The sequence below is a fragment of the Ditibartonella apis genome, assembly GCF_001952075.1.
GTDB lineage: Bacteria > Pseudomonadota > Alphaproteobacteria > Rhizobiales > Rhizobiaceae > Bartonella > Bartonella apis.
In genome coordinates this window covers 372,341-390,725 of sequence record NZ_LXYU01000001.1, presented here as the reverse complement: position 1 = coordinate 390,725, position 18,385 = coordinate 372,341, and the positions used below count along the sequence as shown (strand labels likewise).

General features: G+C 44.8%; 16 protein-coding genes. 8 read left to right on the top strand and 8 right to left on the bottom strand.

Features of this window, described 5'->3' with window-relative positions; translation table 11 throughout:
- Positions 1 to 34: 34 nt before the first annotated feature.
- The 3 genes from PEB0122_RS01700 to tenA all read left to right on the top strand — a co-directional run bounded on the left by PEB0122_RS01700 (position 35) and on the right by tenA (position 1,989).
- Positions 35 to 745: a L,D-transpeptidase gene (locus PEB0122_RS01700; RefSeq protein WP_075869558.1), complete on the top strand. Its 711-nt coding sequence runs from the start codon at positions 35 to 37 to the stop codon at positions 743 to 745.
- A gap of 171 nt (positions 746 to 916) precedes the next feature.
- Positions 917 to 1,315: an MliC family protein gene (locus PEB0122_RS01695; protein ID WP_075915330.1), complete on the top strand. Its 399-nt coding sequence runs from the start codon at positions 917 to 919 to the stop codon at positions 1,313 to 1,315.
- Positions 1,312 to 1,989: a thiaminase II gene (tenA, locus tag PEB0122_RS01690; protein WP_075915329.1), complete on the top strand. Its 678-nt coding sequence runs from the start codon at positions 1,312 to 1,314 to the stop codon at positions 1,987 to 1,989. The genes PEB0122_RS01695 and tenA overlap by 4 nt, the downstream gene beginning before the upstream one ends.
- A gap of 173 nt (positions 1,990 to 2,162) precedes the next feature.
- Here tenA and PEB0122_RS01685 read toward each other — a convergent pair whose 3' ends face one another.
- Positions 2,163 to 2,849, bottom strand: coding sequence for a M48 family metallopeptidase (locus PEB0122_RS01685; RefSeq protein WP_225867777.1), 687 nt, complete (start codon positions 2,847 to 2,849; stop codon positions 2,163 to 2,165).
- 317 nt (positions 2,850 to 3,166) lie between these two features.
- The gene (locus PEB0122_RS01680) at positions 3,167 to 3,940 is read right to left on the bottom strand and encodes an alpha/beta hydrolase (RefSeq protein ID WP_075915327.1); all 774 of its coding nucleotides are present in this window, start codon (positions 3,938 to 3,940) and stop codon (positions 3,167 to 3,169) included.
- Positions 3,941 to 4,235: 295 nt separating this feature from the next.
- On the opposite strand from PEB0122_RS01680, the gene infC reads away from it, so the two are divergent.
- The 3 genes from infC to PEB0122_RS01665 all read left to right on the top strand — a co-directional run bounded on the left by infC (position 4,236) and on the right by PEB0122_RS01665 (position 7,519).
- Positions 4,236 to 4,772: a translation initiation factor IF-3 gene (gene infC / locus PEB0122_RS01675; RefSeq protein ID WP_075869563.1), complete on the top strand. Its 537-nt coding sequence runs from the start codon at positions 4,236 to 4,238 to the stop codon at positions 4,770 to 4,772.
- Positions 4,773 to 4,990: 218 nt separating this feature from the next.
- Complete coding sequence (locus tag PEB0122_RS01670) at positions 4,991 to 6,442, top strand: amino acid permease (protein WP_075915326.1); 1,452 nt, start codon at positions 4,991 to 4,993, stop codon at positions 6,440 to 6,442.
- 111 nt (positions 6,443 to 6,553) lie between these two features.
- A complete protein-coding gene (locus PEB0122_RS01665; protein WP_075915325.1) occupies positions 6,554 to 7,519 on the top strand; it encodes a hypothetical protein in 966 nt (321 codons plus the stop codon).
- Positions 7,520 to 7,625: 106 nt separating this feature from the next.
- Here the strand turns inward: PEB0122_RS01665 and PEB0122_RS01660 are convergent, their stop codons facing one another.
- The gene (locus PEB0122_RS01660; RefSeq protein ID WP_143238780.1) at positions 7,626 to 9,314 is read right to left on the bottom strand and encodes a rhamnan synthesis F family protein; all 1,689 of its coding nucleotides are present in this window, start codon (positions 9,312 to 9,314) and stop codon (positions 7,626 to 7,628) included.
- 308 nt (positions 9,315 to 9,622) lie between these two features.
- Here PEB0122_RS01660 and PEB0122_RS01655 point away from each other — a divergent pair, with 308 nt between their 5' ends.
- Both PEB0122_RS01655 and PEB0122_RS01650 read left to right on the top strand, forming a co-directional pair.
- Positions 9,623 to 11,446, top strand: coding sequence for an ABC transporter ATP-binding protein (locus PEB0122_RS01655; protein ID WP_075869567.1), 1,824 nt, complete (start codon positions 9,623 to 9,625; stop codon positions 11,444 to 11,446).
- 196 nt (positions 11,447 to 11,642) lie between these two features.
- Entirely contained in the window at positions 11,643 to 12,656 is a 1,014-nt protein-coding gene (locus PEB0122_RS01650) for a zinc-binding alcohol dehydrogenase family protein (protein WP_075915323.1), read from the top strand.
- A 57-nt stretch (positions 12,657 to 12,713) separates the two neighbouring features.
- On the opposite strand, the gene PEB0122_RS01645 is transcribed toward PEB0122_RS01650, so the two are convergent.
- The 5 genes from PEB0122_RS01645 to PEB0122_RS01625 form a co-directional block, all read right to left on the bottom strand.
- Positions 12,714 to 13,673: a M14 family metallopeptidase gene (locus tag PEB0122_RS01645; RefSeq protein ID WP_075915322.1), complete on the bottom strand. Its 960-nt coding sequence runs from the start codon at positions 13,671 to 13,673 to the stop codon at positions 12,714 to 12,716.
- Positions 13,674 to 13,676: 3 nt separating this feature from the next.
- Positions 13,677 to 15,128 carry an MFS transporter gene (locus tag PEB0122_RS01640; protein WP_198935980.1) on the bottom strand — a complete coding sequence of 484 codons (1,452 nt, stop codon included), beginning with the start codon at positions 15,126 to 15,128 and terminating at the stop codon, positions 13,677 to 13,679.
- A gap of 90 nt (positions 15,129 to 15,218) precedes the next feature.
- The gene (locus PEB0122_RS01635) at positions 15,219 to 16,118 is read right to left on the bottom strand and encodes a LysR family transcriptional regulator (protein WP_075869570.1); all 900 of its coding nucleotides are present in this window, start codon (positions 16,116 to 16,118) and stop codon (positions 15,219 to 15,221) included.
- A gap of 14 nt (positions 16,119 to 16,132) precedes the next feature.
- Positions 16,133 to 16,987, bottom strand: coding sequence for a C40 family peptidase (locus PEB0122_RS01630; protein ID WP_075915321.1), 855 nt, complete (start codon positions 16,985 to 16,987; stop codon positions 16,133 to 16,135).
- Positions 16,987 to 18,378, bottom strand: a complete 1,392-nt coding sequence (locus PEB0122_RS01625) for a leucyl aminopeptidase family protein (protein ID WP_075915320.1) — start codon at positions 18,376 to 18,378, stop codon at positions 16,987 to 16,989. Before PEB0122_RS01625 ends, PEB0122_RS01630 begins: the two co-directional genes overlap by 1 nt.
- Positions 18,379 to 18,385: the final 7 nt, after the last annotated feature.

Below are 18,385 nucleotides of genomic sequence, written 5' to 3'. Positions count from 1 at the left end.
ATTGCAACTTTTTGAAGATGAGTTCACGCACTTTATGAAAAAATCTTGCCCCTCTTTGTCTCGTCGCACTTTCCTTGTTGGAAGCGGAACAGCATTTATCGGGGTTTTGAGTGGCTGCACCAGCAGCGGAATTTTGGGGAGTGGTTATAATAATATGACCACCGGTTCAATTCCTCGCCCGCCGATCGGAATTGATAAAGGCTTTACATCACCTGATGTTATGTACGCGGCCGTTCACGAAGGCCCTTATACGCTCAGCGCCATACCTTATGACAAGGTTCCGAAACAATTTTTACGGCAGATTGTACCAAATCCGACTGGCGAACCACCTGGAACCATTGTTGTTAGCCTGAAAGATCATTTCCTCTATTTTATCCAGCCGGATGGCGATGCTCTGCGTTATGGCGTAGGCATTGGTGCTGCCGGTTTCCAATGGTCGGGGCGTGCCAATGTCCAATTCAAGCGTGAATGGCCACGCTGGACACCACCTGCCGAAATGATCGGAAGAAAACCCGAGCTTGTCGAATATCGTAACGGCATGGAACCGGGGCCGACAAATCCGCTTGGTGCGCGTGCTCTTTATATCTATCAGAATGGTCGTGATACCGGCTATAGAATCCACGGCTCGCCGGAATGGTGGTCCATCGGACAATCAATGTCTTCAGGTTGTATCAGATTAATGAACCAGGATATCATAGACCTCTACAACCGGGTTCCTGTCGGAACACCGATTGTAGTAGGTTAGTGCTCATTATATGGGAGGAGGCGTATAATGAGAAGAACGGGTGCCCGACCTAGACAAGCGGGGGCAACTCTATCGGGCACCCAGGGGTACCAGGTTCGTTCCTGGTGCCTTCATAACGGATGGTCTCACATAAAGTTCCAAAAAATTATCCTGTTTAAAAGGTCCTGAAAAATGTTGAAGACGATTTTCGTGACGGTTGCTTTGTTTTTGGCATTCCCTTTTATTGCGGCCAATGCACAAGACCCGTCCGTACATAATGAGACCTATATTTGCGAGCGCGGTGTGTCGTTACAGGTTGTCTTTATCAAAGACAAAGAACGCGATTATGCAGTTGTTGCCATTGATGGAAAATTGGTCGGAATGCGTGAGGAGCCTAAAAATCCGGATAAGCTTTTTCCAGGAAAACTTTTTATTGCCGTTGATGAACAAGATAATTATCGCCTTCATATAAAAGGTAATGAGGCAGTCCTTACCTATAAAGACAACGGGACCTATAAAGACAACGAGCAGTCAAAAACAGATAAAGTCGTATTACAGTCCTGTCAGTCAGATATAGAGGAGGATGAATGAAAAACCCCGATTTCGAACAAGGTTCTTTTGGACAATTGAGAAAAAACGCGGGCGCATTATGGCAGGCTTATACTTGTCATCCTTTTGTCAACCAATTGGCTGCAGGAACGCTGCCTGAAAAATGTTTCAGGAAGTTTTTAACGCAAGACTATCTGTTTCTTGTTCATTTTTCTCGCGGCTATGCGCTTCTTGCAGCAAAATCTACAAATATTTCCGATGTCAGAGAGGCGCTTGACGGGCTCAAAGCCATTGCAGAGGAAATGCCGCTTCATGTCGCCTATGCAAAAAAGTGGGGACTATCGGAACAGGAGATGAGCCGGGCAGAAGAAGCAATTCAAACCATTGCCTATACCCGTTTTGTTCTGGATGTCGGATATTCGGGCGATAGACTTGATTTAATGACAGCCTTGATACCTTGTGTTGCAGGCTACGCCGAAATCGGTCTTAATCTCGTCAACTCTGATAAAACAGTGTTCAAAGGCAATCCCTATTCGGAATGGATCAATAATTATAAGAGCGAAGACTATCTGAATGGTGTCCGGTCTTTTCTTGAAAGTTTTAACAAACTTGCCACGGCAGAAGACAGTAAAGTGCGGTTTGAGCGCTTGAGAAAAATTTTCAACACGGCAACCCGCCTTGAAACCGAATTTTGGCAAATGGGGCTTGATGCCTAACCTTTCTGCATTCCCCAAGGTGCTGGTGTTTTAATGAATCCTCGGCTTTTCAACGTTATTTTGCAGGCGACATCAACAGCGTATTTCGTCAATCTCAATCTATTCAGGATCGTCTTTCCGCGAAGACGGTGATTTTTTTAAGGCCGCAACAATGATCGCGTTTTTTCAATCAATTATTTGAAGTCGATCGCATGAAGTGCCTGTCCATTGCGCTTGAGCCATGCCTTATATTCTTTTGTGCGAGGGCACAGTTTCTCGCACAACGCCCAGAATTTGGGGCCATGGTTCATCTCTATAAGATGGGAAGTCTCGTGAGCAACGAGATAATCAATGACACCCAAGGGTGCCATGACAATGCGCCATGAAAACGACAAATGACCGTCGGCCGAGCAAGACCCCCAGCGGCTTCTGGTATCTTTATAGCGAATGGAAACCGGTTTGCGACCGACCGTTTGACTATGTTTTTCGACAAGCGGGCCGATAATGCGGGCTGCCTGTTTCTTCAGTGCTTCACTGATGTGTCGCGGCAAATGCCGGCTATCACCATAAACAATGATTTTCCCGCCCTTGCCATTATCATTCTGAATAATAGTGACATTGCCGCGCCCTTCTTGATGAATAATTTCATAAGGATAACCGAGGATAGGTATGGCGGCACCAGCTCTCAACATCGGGGCCTCCTGTGGAGGAGGCAAACGGGAAATGCGGTTTTCTATCCAACCTTTATAACGCTCGACGAAGTTTAAGACCTCTTCTTCAGATGTTCTTGGCGGGATAGTTGCACGCACGCCTTTTCCACCGGCCTCTATCCGCAATGTCAGCCTTTTTGCTCGCGCACTTGTTACAATCGTAAGCGGCAAGGCACGATCCGACAATTGCAGCGTCAGCTGTAATTTTTCTGGTTCAAAATAGTGAGTGCGAGGCTTGGGAAAAAACATGGCCTTTATTTAATAACAAAAAGCATTTTTTGAAGAGATAGGTAAAAATATCACGGAAAGATTTGCTTTAAATTCGCTCCAAAAACATTCGGCGAATTTTTGTTTTGCATTCAATTTGTTAATTTTGAAGACAAACAATTTTCACGGCAATTCTCGCCAATTTGCTTTTCCGTTGTTAACGGGATTTTGCCGATTAGAAAACCGGCCGGATTTTCCGTTTGATCATCAAAACATTGTTTTCAGTGGTCGTGATTTTCTATCAACATCTTCAAACCATCCAGAATTATAGCCATATCTTCGGGTCTGGAAAGATGATGTTCGCCGTCTTTAACCAACGTCAGCGTGACATTATTGAAGGGAAGATGTTCGACAAGTTCGAGGGTGTGTTGATAGGGAACTTCATTATCGGCCATTCCCTGTATGATGTGAACGGGACAGTTGATATCAATGAGCCCTTCCATAACCAGATTTTTATCCCCGTCATCAAGGAAAATTTTTGTAAAAGGTACGGGATCCATATCTTTTTCGTAAGGAACTTCAAAAAAGCCCTGTTTATCAAGTTCCTTTTTCTGTTCATCTGTCATTTGAGGGCGAACAAGATCGCGCGTAAAATCCGGTGCAGGTGCCAAAAGTAACAAACCGGCAAGCGGGATGTTTTTTTTGGCAAGAATTTGTGCCATGCGAAGCGCGATCCAACCACCCATTGACGAGCCGGCAATAATTTGCGGTCCTTGGCAAAATTTTTCAAAAAGTATCAGGCTTTCTTCCAACCATTTGGAAATACTACCCTGATGGAAATCACCTTCTGATTCGCCAGTTCCCGAATAATCAAAACGTAAAAAAGGATAATCGTTGCTTTTTGCAAATTCGTTCAATGCAAGAGCTTTGCCACCCATCATATGTGAACGGTAACCGGGCAACCACATCAAGCCGGGATGTTTACTCCCCTTCAAAGCGCGAATAGCGAGTTTTTGATGGCCTACAGTCAGAAATTCAAGATCACCATTTTCCATAAAAAACTCCCTGCAAAGTTTGAAAGCCCGGATTTATTTCGAACAGTTTTATTCTAACCGGAAATTTGCGAACTTAAACCCTTAATAGCTCTTTCACGGCAATATTCGTTAAAAGCCTAGCATTTCGGTTGTTTTCAAACGTCAATTTGTATATGACAGAGAAGATATAAGTTTATCCGGATATAAAACATATATCCGGCGAGGAAACTTTGTTCTATCAAGTCACCCCGCCTATTTTTAACGGATAGCTTATGTCAAGGCTGAAGAATTGAAACTATTATAGGGAGAACCGACCATTCGCCGACCGTTTAAATCAACGCCAACCCCAAAAGATGGGCCGCGTTCCAATCAGGATATTCGCATTCCTCGTATACAGCTTATTGATCATGAAGGGCATAATCACGGGATTATTTCAACGCACGATGCTTTGGCAATGGCTGAAGAGGCTGGTCTTGATCTTGTAGAGATTGTTCCCAATGCAGAACCTCCGGTTTGTAAAATCATCGATCTTGGCAAACTGAAATATCAGAACCAGAAAAAAGCGTCTGAAGCTCGTAAAAAGCAGAAGACCGTGGAAATTAAAGAAATCAAGATGCGGCCGAACATCGATACTCACGATTACGGGGTAAAGATGAAGGCGATCGCAAAATTTCTTGAAGGTGGCGACAAGGTCAAGATTACCCTTCGGTTCCGTGGCCGTGAAATGGCCCACCAGGAATTGGGTATGCAACTTCTTGAACGTTTAAAAGTAGATACGTCCGGTATTTCGAAAGTGGAAGCCGAGCCTAAGCTTGAAGGGCGACAGATGATGATGGTCATCGCACCCAAATAAAGCGATGGAATTTGAAAAGCACCGTTATAAACGGTGCTTTTTTATTACCTTTTTTTGTTGCAATTGTTAGCCAATAAATGAAATAGTAAAAACATCGCATTTTATTTTTATATTTATAGAACAAAAAAGTTGGAGTTTCGCGTTTTATACCGTGAAGGGATACATGCTTCCAATCTGTTGAGAGCATTGTAAGGCGGTAGGAGTAGGGAGTAGATAGAGTGTCAGAATGGCTTAGACGTAAACCGGTTGTTCAACAAACTTCGGATAACGAGCGTAAGCTCATTCCAACATTAAGTTGGCATCATCTTGTTGCCTTGGGAGTTGGAGGGATCGTCGGTACCGGCATTTATACTTTGATCGGCATTGGCGCCGATAGAGCAGGGCCGGCAGTGCTGTTATCCTTTGTGATTGCAGGTGTTATTTGTGCATGTGCCGCATTTGCCTATGCCGAACTTGCTACCCTTATTCCGCTTGCCGGAGGTGCCTATACTTATTCCTATGCTGCGTTAGGAGAGCTGATTGCCTGGATTGTCGGATGGAGTCTTATTCTCGAATATTCGCTGGTTGTAAGTACTGTTGCTGTCGGCTGGTCGGCCTATGCAACAGGTTTTTTGCACGGCATCGGCATTCATCTGCCGTTCTGGCTGACAGCCGGTTATAATTCTGTTGATCCCGCAACCCAACTTCATGGGCTTGTCAATCTTCCTGCAGTTTTTATTGTTTTCGTTATTGCCGGAATGTTGATTATTGGCACCAAAGCAAGTGCAACGTTGAATTTGTTCCTTGTTCTTATCAAGATAGCAGCTCTTGTGCTTTTCATTATTGTTACGCTGCCGCATTTCAATATTGAAAATCTTCATCCTTTCATGCCGAATGGCTTTTCCAAAGTCATGTCACCTGATGGCGTCGAACGCGGTGTGATGGCTGCGGCCGCTATTATATTTTTCGCCTTCTATGGTTTTGATACAATTGCAACGGCTGCTGAAGAAACCAAGCAACCACGTCGTGATCTGTCTATCGGCATTGTCGGTTCGCTGATTGTCTGTATCATTATTTATGTTCTCGTCGGTCTCGGCGCAGTGGGAGCACTTCATTACACGGCATTTTCCCATAGCGAGGAGCCACTTGCACATATTTTGCGTAGTCTCAATTCCAATAGTATTGCCGGCATCATCGGTATTGCTGCTGTCGTGGCCTTGCCAACTGTTTTATTAGCATTCTTTTACGGTCAGACGCGCATATTTTTTGTTATGGGGCGTGATGGTACCTTGCCGGGTTTCCTTTCTCGCGTCAGTGCAAAAACCGGTACGCCGGTTACGACAACAATTTTCACAGCGATAATCATTGCTGCCATTGCCGGGCTTTTTCGTCTTGATGAAATCGCGGCATTGGCCAATGCCGGAACGTTGGTCGCCTTTACCTCTGTCGGTATTTGTCTTGTTGTCTTGCGTAAAACTGCGGCAGATATTCCCAGAAAATTCAAAACACCTTTCGTATGGATTGTCGGGCCGGTGAGTGCAATCGGGTGTATTTATCTGTTTTTCAGCCTGCCTTCGAAAACCCAGTTCTATTTTCTCTTGTGGAACCTCATTGGAATCGTGTTCTATTTTTGTTACGGATACAGAAAGAGTAACATAGCCCGTCACATTTCCGTGACTGATCCATCATGAGGGTGTTTTTTGTTGAACATTTCTATCTTATAATCGTTCTAGGTATTATATTAGATATGCGGTTCAACTCGTTGATGCATTGGGTGGTTTAGAATACTGGAGGTCCGAACAGTGTATAAATCAATACGACTCATCTCTGCTGTTATTGCTTTATGCGTGGCACCGATAGCTACTCGAGCTGCGGTATACCAGAAAGTTCCCGGAACAGCGGTATATATCAGCGTTCCTGACAGCTTTACTCTGACAACCGATTTTAGCGGCTTTGTCGACAAAAAAACCGGGGCTTCCATTCTTGTTGCGACCATGCCTCCGGCAAGTAACAGGATGAAAGAGCTGTTCAACGATCAGAGCAAATTTACAGCTGCAATGGGTGCTCAGCACTATGACATAGCAACGCAGCTCAAAACAAAATCGCGCGATGGGTATGATTTAATTGTCTATAAGGGCAAGCAGGCGGCTGCAAATGATGTTTTCGACAAATGGTCATCAATGCTTTTCACGTCGAATGCATCTTATGTCATAACGGTGCAAGCACCGGAAACCGAAGAATTTTCGGCTGATGATGCCATGAAGATTTTCAATTCTGTTTCACTTGCCAGCCATAATGACGAAACTGATCAATTAAGTGCTTTGCCCTTTACCTTTGGCGCTCAACCGCCATTCGAATTTGTCGGATCGATCATGAACAGTTCGGCAATGCTCACAATTCCGGCTTATACAAAAGAAGATGTCGAACGGCCCGATATTATCGTCACAAAAGGTCTCGAGACTGCCCCGAATGCACCCCTTGATAAGGTTGTTGATACTTATCTCCAGTCTATCCAGAATACCGTCAAAAATGTCGAGCATCGCAAGACCTCGACGACAAAATTTGCCGGCCATTCGGGACTTCGTTTACAGGCAACTGCCCTTATGAAGGGTGATCCTGTTGATCTCGTTATCTATGCTGCGGTTGGTAATGACGGTCATCCGATTTTTATGCATGCAACCGGTGAAAAAGGTACATTGGCTGCCTATAGTGACGAGATTGAAAAAACTGCCGAGAGCATAAAACTGAGAAATGACGAAAAAAAGTAAGGCTTTCAAAAGTCGTTAAATTCCGTCGTTTGTCGTAACAAAAATATGGTTCCGGTTCATCCTTTGAAAAAAGGATTGTCTGGAACCAATCTTTTCTTAAATAGGCTCATCGCATTGTGTCTGGTAGATAGGTTGTAGCTATATCAAGGCCTTGTTGATAGCAGCTTAACGTCAACATCCGTTCAATTGCATGTAAATGCGTACCATCGGTTGGCAGGGGCTCATCAGGATAGTCTTCCCATGTGAGGTTGAGATCGACAAATGGCTTTAGCACAGCTGCTTTAACCCAAAACATTGAACCTGTTGGAAATACAACATATTTGGGCAATTTCACTAACCCTATACGGTGAGCTATATCAACCGCGGCTTGATAATTGCGGGCCCAGCCAACGGCATATTTGTCATCAGGAAAAATAAGAGCGGTTTTTTTATTTGATTGCATATAGTTCAGGATGGCATCGGCCATCCGTATCTTTTTCCCATCGCCTAAAAGATTTGTTAAAAGGAAATTATTCCACGCAGCGACCATCTCGCGGTTGGTTTTGTGCAAACTCTTTTTTGTGTGGATATGACCGATGATATCATAGTCTTCTACAAACTTGTGTCCGAATTCCGTTAACAGTGGACCGATATCTCTTCCGCGGTTAGGAACAAGCTTGATCTCGATTCTGTCACCATATCCTTTAAGCATCGGTTCAATAACCGATTTATCTCTGTCACTTTTGACACTGATAAATATATCCGGACGTATTGTATTACTCTTCAATCTTTGAAAGATTTCCCCCAGCATATCCGGGTAAAATGCATGTATGTGCAATGCAATTTTCTGTCTGCCGATGAAAGAATGAACAATGTCTGGCGATGTAAGTACTTGCCAATTCCAGTGCCCTTGAGGTTTACCCGACTTTAGATAATCTACGAATGGATCAATTCGAGTTATACCAAGATCGTGATTTTCCGCGTAAATTCCCGGATGAAAGCCGGGTTTGGGACGAGCTGCATTGGCGCCGCTTTTATAATCACGGATATAACGCCGAGCATAACGAAAGCGGTTTAAGACATGTTTGTTTTTTCCGGTCCAATACGGAATATCAAACTCCGGCGATTTACTTAAAAAATGCGCATCTTCGTCTTCCTGAGCGAGTTGCTTATTGGCCCTCTCGCAGATATCGATGATCTCCCGAACATAAGCCTCGGCTTCTCGTGGGCGCTCATCTTTTTCGAAAGAAAGATAGTCTATACTGTCAGGAAATGCCCAGAGCTCGTTAGTGAGAGTTTTCATAAAAGTATTATAGGAATCGTAAATAACTCTCGTTGCGTAAGCGAGTACTCTATTTAAAGGCTTTCCTTTGAGAGGATAATTTTTGTTAACAAGCAATATACTGGCTATTTTTTTACGCCACAGATAGCGCATCAGAAAGCGGCCGATACAGGCGTCGACCAAGACAAAATGCATGTCAGGGACAGATCGAAAAAACCACGCAAATTTCTGTTTTACACGCTTAAGCAAATCTTCTGGATTATAGTAGTAAATCTGCCAACATTTTTTCCGTTCTTCAACTGGTAAGCCCGTATATCCTTCGGGTAAGAAAAGGACGAGGTTATAACAGCCTGCTAATCCGTTTACATAATCAATCAGGCTAACAATGGTAGAATTTGAAGAACCATATATGATGGTAACTGTAGGAAGCTGTTTATCAAAACGCCGGTAACTCGCCGGTCTATTAATTAGATCGACGATTTTTCTGACAGTTTTTGGCAAAAAAACGTTTATTGTTTTTTGATAAAAAGACACTTCAAAATTTCCCAACCTGCCAGAAATATGTACAAAAATTTTGCGTTGTTGAATAGTCTTACTCTTCGGTAAAGACAGTTTGCATTTGCCTGTTTGTTTTTGGGATAACCTGTTTATCCGGATGACATAAAATTACACTCATATATAAGCACAGTCGGCTAATCGGCTACATAATATATTTGAAAATGGACGGACTTCTTGCATCTAGTTATTTAACAGGATAGGAACGTGGATAGTGATAGTGGCTGTTGGTGAAGGAACGATTTATCATTCACGAAAGGTAGTCATTTAAAAAGGTTCAGCTGTTTATGGCAAAAAAAAAGCAGATATCATCATTTGATAAAAAACTCATTATGCGTTTGCTTCATGATAATTTCCGCAAACATGCATTCTGGTATGTCTGTGCGATTATCGCAATGCTTGTGATTTCTGCTACGACCGGCGCTAGCGCGTGGATTATGCGTGATGTAGTTAATCACATCATAGAAGCCAAGGACTTTAAAATTATTGCAATGGTTTCCGCGGCGGTTGCGGGAATTTTTATTCTGAAGGGGTTTTCCACTTTTGCCCAGACCTATTTTTTAAGTAAAGCAGGCAATAGTATTGTTGCTGAACAACAGCGCCGTATTTATTCGCGACTGATGCAGCAAGGTGTTGCATTCTATCAGAATAATTCTTCCTCCGATTTGCTTGTGCGTGTTACACAAAACGCAAATGCCGCTCGCAGCATTATTGATACGATTGTAACCACATTTGTGCGTGATCTTTTTTCGGTTGTCAGTCTTCTTGCAGTTATGCTTTATCAGAACTTTCTGCTGAGTATTGTTGCCTTGGCTGTCGGACCGCTTGCTTTTATCGGTGTTCGTCAGGTTCTCAAACGCGTTCGGGGACTGATGGAAAAAGAACTTTCTTCTATTGCCGAAATTATTAAAGTTATGCAGGAAACCACAATCGGCATTCGCGTCATTAAGGCCTTTTCATTGGAAGAGTTGATGAAGCGGCGCATGGAAAAGGCTATTACCGATGTGGAAATGCGCTCGAATGGTATTGCGATGCTCGAATCGGCAACTAATCCGATTATGGAAACGCTTGCCGGTGTTGCTATAGCCGTGGTTATTTGTTTTTCCGGTTACATGGCAACCCAAAGAGTTGGCGTTCAAGGCGAGCTGATGTCATTTATTGTTGCGCTCCTTCTGGCTTATGAACCCGCAAAACGGGTTGCCAATGTGCGTGTCAAAATTGAATCAGGCATGATCGGTGTGCGTATGATGTTCGAAATTCTTGATCATCCGCTCACTCTTATGGAAAAAGAAAATCCTGTTGATCTTGACCGCTCGAAGGGTGATGTCCGGCTTGAACATGTCGGCTTTTCCTATGTGAAGGATCACATGGTTCTGCATGATATCAATCTTGATATTCCGGCGGGAAAAATGACTGCCTTGGTCGGGCCTTCCGGTTCAGGTAAATCGACAATGATCAATCTGATCATGCGTCTTTATGATCCGCAAGAAGGACGTATTCTGATTGATGGTCAAGATATCCGTGATGTGAGCTTCAAATCATTACGCGAATTGATGTCTTATGTCGGGCAAGATACCTTCCTTTTTCAAGGCTCTGTCCGCTATAATATCGGGCTCGGGCGCGAAGGGGCAACCGAAGAAGAAATCGAACAGGTTGCCAAGCTTGCCAATGCGCATGATTTTATTATGGAACTGCCGAATGGCTACGATACCGATGTCGGTGATAATGGTGGCAATCTTTCAGGCGGTCAAAAACAGCGCATTGCTATTGCACGCGCCATGTTGCGCAATAGTGAAATTCTGATCTTGGATGAAGCAACCAGTGCTCTTGATTCAGAATCCGAATCCTTGATCAAAGAAGCTTTGGCACGGTTGACAACCAACCGCACGACGATCGTCATTGCACATAGGCTTTCGACAATTTCGCGCGCTGATAAAATCGTTGTTATGAAAAATGGCAAGATTGTCGAACAAGGAACCCAACATCAATTGTTGCAGATTGAAGGTGGCCTTTATAAGCATCTCCACGATTTACAATTTAAGGACCCCGATTTTGACGATGTTGATCATATTGAAGCATCGTCGAAAGATCAGAAAAAAATTGCCAAATAATTCGGGTTCTTTGTAATTCCGGTTACATTTTGCATGGGCTATCTCTGGCAGATGCAAAATAATGCAATAACCGATTTGTCCGGTTCAATTGGCTTTCTTTCAAAAACACTCTAAATTGGTAGTTTAGGAGGTGATTGCCTCCTATCTATGTCATTTTATAGATGTTTTAAATGTTTCTCACCAAAGGAAAGCCATTATGAAAGCCGTCGGATATTATGAGAATTTGCCGATTAGTGACGATCGGTCATTGCAGGATTTTAATCTTGATATGCCGGAAATCGGCGACGACGACCTGTTGGTTGCAGTAAAAGCTGTTTCGGTCAATCCGATTGATGTGAAAACACGGCAAAGCGGAAAACCTTTTGGGGATAGCCCACGAATTCTGGGGTTTGATGCCGCGGGCATTGTGCAAAAACTAGGTAAAAATGTTACCGGTTTCCACGAGGGGGATGAAGTTTACTATGCCGGTGCCATTAACCGGCAAGGTTCAAACAGTGAGTTTCAAGCGATAGATAGCCGTCTGGTTGCGATTAAGCCGAAGAGTCTTGATTTCAAAACAGCCGCCGCCATGCCGCTTACATCGCTTACTGCTTACGAGATGTTGTTTGACCGGATTGATATTTTAAAGCCGGTTCATAAGGGCAAAAATGCACTATTGATGATTGCCGGTGCCGGTGGTGTCGGCTCTATAGCCATTCAATTGGCACGCCACCTCTCCGATGTGGAAATTATTGCAACCGCTTCCCGTCCACAGTCACAGGAATGGGCGCTGAAAATGGGAGCTCATCACGTTATCGACCACACGAGAGATTTTGCACCACAGCTTGAAAAAATCGGTTTTCCTCATCCGGCGTTTATCTTCTCGACAGCAAATTCTGACGGTTATTTGCCGCAATACGTCGATATTCTTGCACCCGAAGGGCGGCTGGGATTAATTGACGGCCCAAAGACGTTCAACATCAATCCATTGAAAATGAAAAGCATTTCGGTTCATTGGGAATCGATGTTTACACGTTCTATGTTCACGACAGATAATATTGCCCGACAGGGAGAGATTTTGCGTCATGTTGCGCAATTGATCGACGAGAAAAAGCTGGTACCAACATTGTCCAAAGTGTTGTCGCCCATCAATGCTGCCAATTTACGTGAAGCGCACCGCCTGATCGAAACCCAACGTTCGGTCGGTAAACTTGTCGTTGAAGGTTTCTAAATCAAATGGCGGCAAAATTGCCGCCATTCATTTTATGTATTCGGATTTTTATTCGGACTAAAGCAGATGTCCTAAGCGCACTGCTGTATTGCCTTTGCGGGCATGGCGCATTGATGGTTGAACAAGAATACAGTTGTCATAAGGTGTCTTTATCTCTTCATCACCATCATAGGCGATAATTGTACCGGCCTTCTTTATCAGCTGCATACCTTTGAAATCATCGGCAAAACGGAATTTGTCTGTTTTGATTGTAACAGCCTCGGTAATATCGACCACTTTCTGTTTTTGAACGGTTGTGGGCAGGAGGTAATCTTCAACTGTTTTCCGGTCGACAACGCCGGCAACGATCAAAAAGCGGGCAGCAACATCAAGCGCAGCCGGATAGGCATGTTTTTCAAAATGCTGGCCTGACTCGAACAAAATAGCTGCTTTCGGGCTTTCCGGATTGCCAAAATCGCCATAATCGCGCAGCCGCCTTCCGGCTTTATGGCCTTTATCCATGACAATATACTCGGGTACGCCAATTTTGCGGGCGAGATCTTCACCTTTTTTAAGATAGCCACCCATCATAATTGCCGGATCGGATTCATGCATGGAATGGAGATCAAGAAGAAGATCAACCTGATCAACGATAGGGCGTAAAGCACGTGCGCGGCGCAATTCCTGACTGTCGCGGGGACCGTCAAGGGCTTTCTCGTCCCAAACACGGTTCATATCTTCTTCTAGAAAGCGGGTTGCATCAGGTGCATCGGGTGAGAACGCTTCATAGGCTGCAACATTGGCAAACCCCAAAGTGAGAGTTCCGCGTTCGGGCTTTAACTTGTCTCGCAAAAGCCTGTCGACAACCAAAGCACCGCTAATTTCATTGCCATGAATAAGCGACATAATCATAACGTGTTTGCCGGGATTCTCCGACTTGAACTGATAAACGTAGTCGACGCCACAATTACCCTGCTTCCATTTTGATAAGTCCGGAAAGGACAATTCGATCGGATATTGTTTGAGGTTATTCATCATAGTCTATTCTTGAATTCCTTGTTTCAAAGCTTTGGATTGAGAATTTTCTTTTGGCTCGGCAATCTGATGACGATGTGCAAGAAAAGATATCGATATCAGGCTTAGAAGAACCGTAAACATGACATAAAAACTTGGAGACATGTTGTTGTGTGTCGTTTGAATGAGCCATGTTGCAATGAGAGGGGCAAAACCGCCAAAGATCGTAACAGCCAGATTATAACTGATGGCAAGACCTGTACTGCGTACATTGGTAGGGAATATTTCGGCAATAAGCGCAGGCATTGCTGCCAGACTACAGGCCAGGAGAAAACCTACAAAAGCTTGTACGGCAAACAACACGGCAGGCACCGGCATAGCATTGAGGATATAGAATAACGGCCATGATGTGATGCCGAGAAATATAAGCGATATGCCAACAATCCGGATACGTCCGAACCGGTCGGAAATGGCACCCACCATTGGCGAGACAATCAACAACATAACGCCGGTAATCATTGCACCGATGAAGGAAAATGTTTCCGGTAAATGGAGTTGCTTGATCGCATAGGTCGGCATGTAGATTTTATGAACATAATTGAATGCCGTTGCCGCTGCGATAAGTCCGATACACAACAGGATATCGCGCCAATTATATTTAAATAGGTCGTGCAGCGGTGTATTTTTCGGGCGAGAGGTTTTTACACTCTCGAAATCGGCTGTTTCTGCCACACTACGGCGTATGTATAAGCCGATCGGGCCGATAAACAATCCGAATGCAAAGGCGAGCCGCCAACCCCATGCGTTAAGTTGTTCAGGCGTAAGAAGAGCAAAGAGCAGCGCACTGAATCCGGCTGCAAAAACGGTTGCCAATCCTTGTGTCGACATCTGGAAGCTTGCAAAAAATCCGCGTTTGTCGATGCCTGCGTGTTCAACGAGAAAAGCAACAGAAGAGCCGAATTCCCCTCCGGTCGAAAAGCCTTGTAACATGCGTGCTATAATGATGATGAGCGGCGCCCAGATCCCGATGGTTTCATAGGTCGGACAAAAAGTGATCATGGCCGTGCCGACAACCATCAACGAGATAGAAAGTGTCATTGATGCTTTACGGCCGGCTTTGTCGGCATAGCTTCCCAAGACGACGGAACCTAAAGGTCTGGTAATGAATGATATGCCGAAAGTGCCAACAGCAATCAGTAACGAAACGGCGCTATCTTTGTTCGGAAAAAACAAATGACCGATGGTAATCGCGAAATAACCGTAAATCAGGATGTCATAAAATTCTAACGCATTACCGGCACTTGCGGCAGCAAATTCACGCCAATGTTCTTTTATGCTTTGCCGGATTGACCGTTTTCCTTTGCTTTTGGCTTGCCCCATTTTTCCCTCTGTCATTTTCGGGTTTTTGAAATTCAACTTGTCCGAATTTTTTGAAACCACTTTTATACGATTGATCGAATTGTTATTGTAGTGATCCATTCATGTGATCGATGTCAATCAATCGATTTAGGTAAATTCTAAACTAGAGCGGGGTCAAAATACCCGTGCTTATTTTGCACAAGTATGTGCTTATTTTAAACTTTTGCCGACGTAATAAGCCCATATCTTGTCAACGATCGGATGGCTCGAAAATTTTTTGCGATAAAGAGCGATGTCAACCGGCATAAGCCATTTGGGATTATCAATTTCCACAATGCGCCCGCTTTCTATTGCGGGCTTACAGAGTTGATAGGGTAGCCAGGCCATCCCCAATCCGGCTGCAACCAGTTCTACAATCGAGCTGAAAGAGTCGGTTTCATGAACAACATGTAAATTCGGCTTGTCGTCGAGGCTTGCGAGATGACGGGTGATAATTGTTTTCAATGCGGTTGTCGGTAAAAACGCTAAAAACGGATCGGACTGTTCAGTCATTCCTGTAAAAACAGGTTTTCCTTCTTTGTCAGGGGCACTAATGGGAACAAGTGTTTCATGAGCAATCGTCAGCCAGTTGAATTTTGCCGGATTGATGCGTAGCCTCGTATGATAGCTGGAATAAGCCAATAGAAGGTCTGCTTCATTATTTGCGAGCGACTGGATGGCACTTTCGTTACTTCCCGCGATGACACGTGTTCTGAAAGTACCGACTTTTTCGTTCATCTCCTTGTACCATTGGGGAAAGAACGTTACCGATAATGCGACACCGGTTGCTATTCTCAAATCCGGTTGCGCATCGTCCTTGCGGGCATCAAGCCTGCCATGGAGCAACCGGATTGTCTCCAATATATCGGTTGCGGCTTCAAGCACTATGACGCCGTCAGGTGTCAGCTCGACCGGCTTTTTCCGCTCGACGAGCGGAACTCCGGCCCATTCTTCCAGAAGTTTTATGCGTCTTCCGAAAGCCGGATGGGTAACATGGCGATTTTCGGCGGCTTTGGTGAAACTACGGGTGCGGGCGAGTTCCAGAAAATCTTTGAGCCACACCACTAACATGATAATTTCTTCCTTTAATCCGGACGGCGATAGCAGGTCGGTTGCGCGTGATTTCGTGCAATGCGTGCAATCGCTTCATCAAGTGGTTCTGTTTTCACGCTCATTGATGCGCCATTGGCATGAATAAGCGTGCGAAAATCAACCATAATGGCAACATGTCCTTTCCAGAAAACGAGATCACCACGTTGCAGTCCTTCTTCTGGTGCAATCATTTTTCCGATTGTCGCTTGCTGCATATCGGTATCGCGCAAGACTGTTCGTCCCGTCATCATCATAGCAAGTTGTACGAGGCCTGAACAATCAATTCCCAAACCACTTTTCCCGCCCCACAGATATGGGGTGTTCATAAAGGACTCTGCTATGGTCACATAATCATCTGCCACAGTGGTGACAGGCATAATATGACTGGCAACAACGAAGCTTCCATTATCAAGCTTGGCATAACGGGTACCGCGTGTTTCAGCTTCTTGAACTACAGTGATGCGGCTTCCCATGGATAAAGGACTTATCATGGGGCTGCGCAAATCCGCATCCCGATATTGGAAGGTGCGTGGCACGTTCACCCGATGGGTGGGGTGATTTGCGGCAGATCCGATTTTTGATTGCTCGATGTAGCCGACATAGCCATCCTGTTGAGCTTGAACCCAGCAAAACCCGTTTTTTTCGTCAAATACTTTTACATCCTCGCCGAAAAGACATTCGCTTTGCCGCTCTGACAGCGCGTCCGGAACTTTGTAAAGAGCAGCAACAGGCGCAACAATGCGCTTCAAAGAGCCGGCCACAAATTGTCGCGCTTCGACTTTGCCACGCAAACATTCGTCGGCAAGGTCAGGGCGATAAGCATGAAGACGCGGATCAAGTTTATCCATCAAAGGCCTTTCAGAAATGTGTAAAGCGTACGAATTCCTTGAGCTTCGCCACCAATCGGAAATGCCGGTTTTTCGGCAGGTGTCCAGCCATAAATATCAAAATGCGCCCAGTTTACCGCCTGATCGACGAATTTTTGCAAAAATAAAGCAGCCGTAATAGAGCCGGCAAATCCGTCGGTTGTTACATTATTGAGATCGGCAATGCGGGAGGAAAGTTTTTTCTGATAGGGTTTCCAGAGCGGCAATTGCCACAACGGATCCTGAATATTGAGCGAAAGTGTCGAAATTTCCCGGCCGAGATCCCCGTTATTGCAATAAAATGGCGGAACGTCCGGTCCTAATGCAACACGTGCTGCACCTGTCAAGGTTGCCATGTCGAAAAGATAATCAGGCTTGTCTTCGTCGCCAAAGGCAAGTGCATCAGCCAGAATAAGCCGCCCTTCTGCATCGGTATTGCCGATTTCGACGGTCAAGCCTTTTCTGCTTTTTAAAACATCACCGGGGCGAAAGGCATTTCCCGAAATCGAATTTTCAACAGCGGGAACGATAAGTCGTAACTGGACAGGGAGTTTTGCATCCATGATGAGTCTGGCAAGCCCCATAACATTGGCAGCTCCCCCCATATCTTTTTTCATCAATAACATGCCGTTTGCGGATTTTATATCAAGGCCGCCACTATCGAAAGCAACCCCTTTTCCCACCAAAGTCACTTTCGGGCGGTTCACTTCTCCCCAGCGAAGATCGATAATGCGCGGGGCTACCGAGCCGGCACGGCCGACAGCATGAACCATCGGGAAATTCTGTTTGAGAAGATCATCCCCCCAGATACTTGTAACATTCGCACCGTAAGTTCTTCCCAATTGGCGTATTGCCTCCTCGATCGTGTCGGGCTGCATGTCATTGGTAGGTGTATTGATGAGATCGCGTACAAAAAATGTTGTTTCAACAAGGCGTTTGAGTTCACTGCGGTCAATATTTTCCGGAAGGGTGAATTTTAGTTTTTTGTGGCCTTCGGTTTGAAGATATCTGCTGAATTTATAGCTTCCTAACCCAAGTCCCAGAAAAAGATTAAGCGGGTTTTCCGGCAAATTGGCAAAATACCATTCACCTTCCGGCAATTGTTTAAACAAATTTCCGGTTATAAAGGCATCGCTGCCGTCGCCCGCTCCAAGGTAGGCTCTGGAAGCCGTCCCGTCATTATCAGGAACCACCAATATGTCACCGCTTTTTCCGGTGAAGTGGTTGGCTTTTGCCCACGAGGCTGCAACGGGGTCTTCGGAAGCAAAGGATTCATCATTTTCGGCAACCAGAATGATCGGGTGGCTGTGTTCGGATTGTTCTGTTGTAAATTCAATCGGACAAGACGTTATCGGAGCCAATATTCGCGACATAATTCAC